At 70.1% G+C, this 4,469-nt stretch carries 5 protein-coding genes; 3 read left to right on the top strand and 2 right to left on the bottom strand.

Annotated features, from left to right (window positions below; genetic code table 11):
- Positions 1-321: 321 nt before the first annotated feature.
- Together GZ997_RS05790 and GZ997_RS05785 are read right to left on the bottom strand one after the other, a co-directional pair.
- A complete protein-coding gene (locus tag GZ997_RS05790; RefSeq protein WP_161924600.1) occupies positions 322-675 on the bottom strand; it encodes a DUF2304 domain-containing protein in 354 nt (117 codons plus the stop codon).
- A gap of 44 nt (positions 676-719) precedes the next feature.
- Positions 720-1,427, bottom strand: coding sequence for a glycosyltransferase family 2 protein (locus GZ997_RS05785; protein WP_162679209.1), 708 nt, complete (start codon positions 1,425-1,427; stop codon positions 720-722).
- A gap of 102 nt (positions 1,428-1,529) precedes the next feature.
- On the opposite strand from GZ997_RS05785, the gene GZ997_RS05780 reads away from it, so the two are divergent.
- The 3 genes from GZ997_RS05780 to GZ997_RS05770 are packed head-to-tail and all read left to right on the top strand — an operon-like array spanning position 1,530 to position 4,349.
- Positions 1,530-2,210: an acyltransferase gene (locus GZ997_RS05780; RefSeq protein ID WP_162679208.1), complete on the top strand. Its 681-nt coding sequence runs from the start codon at positions 1,530-1,532 to the stop codon at positions 2,208-2,210.
- The gene (locus GZ997_RS05775) at positions 2,210-3,340 is read left to right on the top strand and encodes a DegT/DnrJ/EryC1/StrS family aminotransferase (RefSeq protein ID WP_162679207.1); all 1,131 of its coding nucleotides are present in this window, start codon (positions 2,210-2,212) and stop codon (positions 3,338-3,340) included. Before GZ997_RS05780 ends, GZ997_RS05775 begins: the two co-directional genes overlap by 1 nt.
- Position 3,341: 1 nt before the next feature.
- Entirely contained in the window at positions 3,342-4,349 is a 1,008-nt protein-coding gene (locus GZ997_RS05770) for a Gfo/Idh/MocA family oxidoreductase (protein WP_162679206.1), read from the top strand.
- The last annotated feature ends 120 nt before the right edge of the window (positions 4,350-4,469 follow it).

The following is a 4,469-nucleotide window of genomic DNA, read 5'->3' as shown; positions in this document are numbered from 1 at the left end:
TACTCGACCACCTGATGGGCCGGTTCTCGTCAAACAGGGCCCCGAACACAACCAACACCAACAGCCCCAGCTCAAACCCCCCACACCCACAAACACGAAGAGCCGGTTAAGGCCAGAGTTGCGCGTGTCGCGCACTCGCTGAGGTTCTCGCCAGGACGGGATGCAAGGGCCAGATGGGATCTGGACGGCTTCCTGAGCCGACTCGAGTGGGCAAGGCTCAACGCGCCTGCCGACGCCTCCTCGCCAAGTGTCGTAGCCCGGAGATGCGGGAAGCCTCGCCGAGGGCTGCTCCGCTACGGACGTCGTTGCGTGTGGTGCGTCTTAGGGCAGCGAGGGCGGCGGTGGGGCGTCATTCAGCGCCACTCGCCGCGCCAGCCGAGTGATCTGCCGCTCGCGGGCGGCATTGCGGCGGAAGGAGGACAGGATCTGGAACAGGAACGCCACCACCAGGGCATACAGCAGCAGGTCGGTGCCCCGGCCCACCCCGACCAGGTGTGCCAGCCGCGTCAGCAGCGACGGCGCCAGGATCGCGGCAATGGCAAAGACGACGAAGGCGAGCGTCAGGAGCCGACGCCCCGCCTGGTGCCGGGCGCCGCCCGGGGAGCGCAGCATCATCCACCCCATGGCGGCGACCGCGAGGATCAGGAGGATCTGGATGATGATCTGGGAGCTCATGGCGTCCAGTATGGCAGTTTCAGCGACCCGCCAGGGGCGCGGGGCTACGAGAACAGCAGGTCAACCAGGATGTTGACGGAGTTCCACAGGGACTGCCCCTTGGCGCGGGAGTAGTCGGTGTAGGCGATGTGTACCGGGAACTCCCGCCAGGGCAGTCGCATCGCGCCGAGCTGGCGGATGATCTCCGAGGCGTGCGCCATCCGGTTCTGCCGCAGGTCGAGCTGCGCGGCGGCGTCGCGGCGAATCACGCGCAGCCCGTTGTGCGCATCGGTCAGGTGCATGCCGGTAGTGCGTGAGGCGGCAAGCGCCGCCGTTTTGAGTACCAGGCGCTTGAGCCAGCCGACGGGGGAGGCATTGCCCAGGAATCGCGATCCCAGAACGAAGGCAAGATCCTCCTGCCTCGCGGCTTGCACCATGGCGGCGGCGTCCTGGACCGAGTGCTGGCCGTCGGCGTCGAAGGTGACTACGTAACGCCCGTCGGTGCGCTCCAGTACGTAGGTGATGCCCGTTTGTAGGGCGGCCCCCTGGCCCAGGTTCAGCGGATGCCGGACGACTACGGCGCCGCCCGCCTGCGCCTGCGCGGCCGAGTCGTCCTGGGAGCCGTCGTCCACCGCCACGATCAGGGGGAAGACACGCCGCGCCTCCTCGATCACGCCACGCACAACCTGGCCCTCGTTGTATAGGGGCACAACTAGCCAGGCATCGGTTACCGGCGCGGGAGAACGCGTCTGGAAGCCTTCAGCGGATGTCACCGCCGCATTCTCGCACAACCTTGGCCTAGGATGGCGACGCAGGGCCGCCCGAAGGATCGGTGTCCGCCCGCACGTCAGAAGCCAGACCAGTCAGGAGCCGCCATGAGTCCGGCCAGTCCCGCCCGGATCGCCCCTTCCGCCGACGTCTCGCCCGAGGCGAGTATCGGGGACGGCTCATCCATCTGGCACCTGGCCCAGGTGCGTGAGCACGCGGTGCTCGGCGAGGGCTGCATCGTGGGCCGTGGCGCGTACATCGGCGAGGGCGTGCGCATGGGCCGCAATTGCAAGGTGCAGAACTACGCCCTGGTCTACGAGCCGGCGCGCCTGGCCGATGGCGTGTTCGTCGGCCCCGCTGTCACCTTCACCAATGACCACTTCCCCCGTGCCGTCAACCCGGACGGCTCCCTGAAGTCAGCCTCGGACTGGGAGCCGGTGGGAGTCACCGTGGAGGAGGGGGCCTCCATCGGGGCGCGCGCCGTCTGTGTTGCCCCCGTGGTAATCGGCGCCTGGGCCACCGTTGCCGCCGGTGCTGTCGTTACCAAGGACGTGCCCGCGCACGCGCTGGTCGCCGGGGTTCCCGCACGCCGCATCGGCTGGGTGGGGCGGGCCGGCGAGCCGCTCGTGCCCGTAGATGACGAGGCCCGGCATCCCTCCGCCCAGAACGACGCCGAGCCGGCCGCCGCGGGCACGCGCCGGTGGCGCTGCCCCGCAACCGGCGCGCTGTACGAAGAAACACTTGCGCCCAACAGTTCCGAAAACACGATCCGGGAGGTCACCCACTGATGTCACGCGAGTTCATTCCCGCTGCGAAGCCGATCATCGGGGACGAGGAGCGCGCCGCCGTTGACGCCGTCATGGCTTCCGGCATGGTTGTGCAGGGGCCGCAGGTCGCCGCCTTCGAGGAGGAGTTCTCCGCCCAGGTGGTTGCCGGCGTCCACGCCGTCGCCGTCAACTCCGGCACCTCCGCCCAGCACCTGGCCACGCTGGCCTGCGACCTCAAGACCGATGGCGCCGTCCCGGAGGTGATCGTCCCCTCCTTCACCTTCGCTGCCACCGGCAACTCCGTGGCCATCACCGGCGCGAAGCCCGTCTTCGCCGACATCGACCCGGTCACCTTCACCCTGGACCCGGCCTCCGTTGAGGCCGCCATCACCGACAACACGGTCGCCATCGAGGTGGTGCACCTGTACGGCCTGCCGGCGAACATGGAAGAGATCATGGCGATCGCCGCCCGCCACCACCTGGCGGTCTTCGAGGACTGCGCCCAGGCGCATGGCGCCGCCATCAACGGCAAGCCCGTGGGTACCTTCGGGGCGTGGGGCTCCTTCTCCTTCTACCCGACCAAGAACATGACCACCCTGGAGGGCGGCATGGTCTCCACTTCTGACGCGGAGCTGGCGCGCCGCGTGCGCCTGCTGCGCAACCAGGGCATGGAGAAGCAGTACGCCAACGAGCTGGTGGGACTGAACAACCGCATGACGGACGTGGCCGCCGCCGTCGGCCGGGTGCAGCTGAAGAAGCTCGACGGCTGGACCGAGACCCGCCGCGCCAACGCCGCCGCCCTGGACGCCGGACTGGCCGACGTCCCCGGCGTGCTCACCCCGCAAGTCCCGGACGGCTACCGGCACGTCTACCATCAGTACACGATCCGCCTGGAGGGGGCCACGGCGGCCGAGCGCGACGCCGTCCAGAGCGCCTTGCGCGAGGAGTGGCAGGTCGGCTCCGGCGTCTACTACCCGATCCCCAACCACCGCCTGGAGTCGTTGGCCCCCTACGCCCCCGGGCTGGAGCTGCCGAATACTGAGCTGGTCGCACGCGAGTGCCTGTCTCTGCCGGTGCACCCGTCACTGTCGCAGGCGGACCTGGACCGCATCGTGCAGGCCGTGGCCGCCGTCGTGAAGGCGGGTGCCTGATATGAGCGAGAACGCAACCACCGCCTCCCCGCTGCGTCTGGGCCTGATCGGCCTGGGCTCCATGGGCCGTCACCACGCCCGCGTCATCCGCGCCACCGAGGGCGTGGACCTGGTCGCGGTCGCGGACCCGGGCGGCGACCGCTTCGGCGTCGCCGGGGACCTGCCGGTGCTGCCGGATGTGCATGCCCTCATCGACGCCGGCCTGGACGCCGCCATGGTGGCCGTCCCCACCGTCTACCACGAGGAGGTGGCTCTGGCGCTGGCCGAGGCGGGTGTGCCCACCATGGTGGAGAAACCCATCGCCCACTCCGTGGCGGCCGGCGAGCGGGTGCGTGACGCCTTCGCCTCCCGTGGCCTGGTGGGCGCCGTCGGCTATGTGGAGCGCTGCAACCCGGCCCTGCGGGCACTGCGGGAGCGGCTCGACGCCGGAGATCTGGGCCAGGTCTACCAGGTCCTCACCCGCCGCCAGGGGCCCTTCCCGGCGCGCATCAGCGACGTCGGCGTGGTCAAGGACCTGGCCACCCACGACGTCGACCTGACGGCCTGGGTGGCCGGTTCCCCGTACGTCTCCATCAGCGCGCAGGTGGCCCACCGCTCCGGGCGGGAGAACGAGGACATGGTGGTTGCCTCCGGTCTGCTCGAGAGCGGCGTGATCGTGTCCCACGTGGTCAACTGGCTGACCCCCTTCAAGGAGCGCGTCACCATCGTCACGGGGGAGAAGGGCTCCTTCGTGGCGGACACGCTCACCGGTGACCTGACGTTCTACGCCAACGGCACCGTCACCTCCGGGTGGGACCAGGTTGCCAACTTCCGCGGCGTTTCCGAGGGCGACGTGATCCGCTACGCGATCCCCAAGCGGGAGCCGCTGGCCCTGGAGCAGGAGCGCTTCCGCGACGCCGTGCGCGGGGTGGGCAGCGAGCATGTCACCATGGCCGAGGGCGTAAACACGCTGCGGGTGGTGGAGGCGGTGCTCACCTCCGCGGCCGAGGGCCGCGCGGTGCAGTTGTGAACCGCCGTCTGCTCGCCCTGGCCGCCGCGGGCGCGGGTGCAGCGCTCGCGGCCGCGGCTCTGCGCGCCCGTCCGGGCGGCGCCGGCCCCCGGGTGGTGCTGGCCACCCGCCTGTACGCCC

It is taken from the genome of Actinomyces sp. 565 (assembly GCF_010365615.1).
GTDB lineage: Bacteria > Actinomycetota > Actinomycetes > Actinomycetales > Actinomycetaceae > Actinomyces.
The sequence above is the reverse complement of the archived record's forward strand: the minus strand, read 5'-3'. Positions and strand labels throughout refer to the sequence as shown.

What these genes read in the sequence shown, in the direction of transcription:
- GZ997_RS05790 (WP_161924600.1), bottom strand. Translation starts at nt 675, where the DNA reads ATGAGCTCCCAGATCATCATCCAGATCCTCCTGATCCTCGCGGTCGCC.
- GZ997_RS05780 (WP_162679208.1), top strand. Translation starts at nt 1,530, where the DNA reads ATGAGTCCGGCCAGTCCCGCCCGGATCGCCCCTTCCGCCGACGTCTCG.
- GZ997_RS05775 (WP_162679207.1), top strand. Translation starts at nt 2,210, where the DNA reads ATGTCACGCGAGTTCATTCCCGCTGCGAAGCCGATCATCGGGGACGAG.
- GZ997_RS05770 (WP_162679206.1), top strand. Translation starts at nt 3,342, where the DNA reads ATGAGCGAGAACGCAACCACCGCCTCCCCGCTGCGTCTGGGCCTGATC.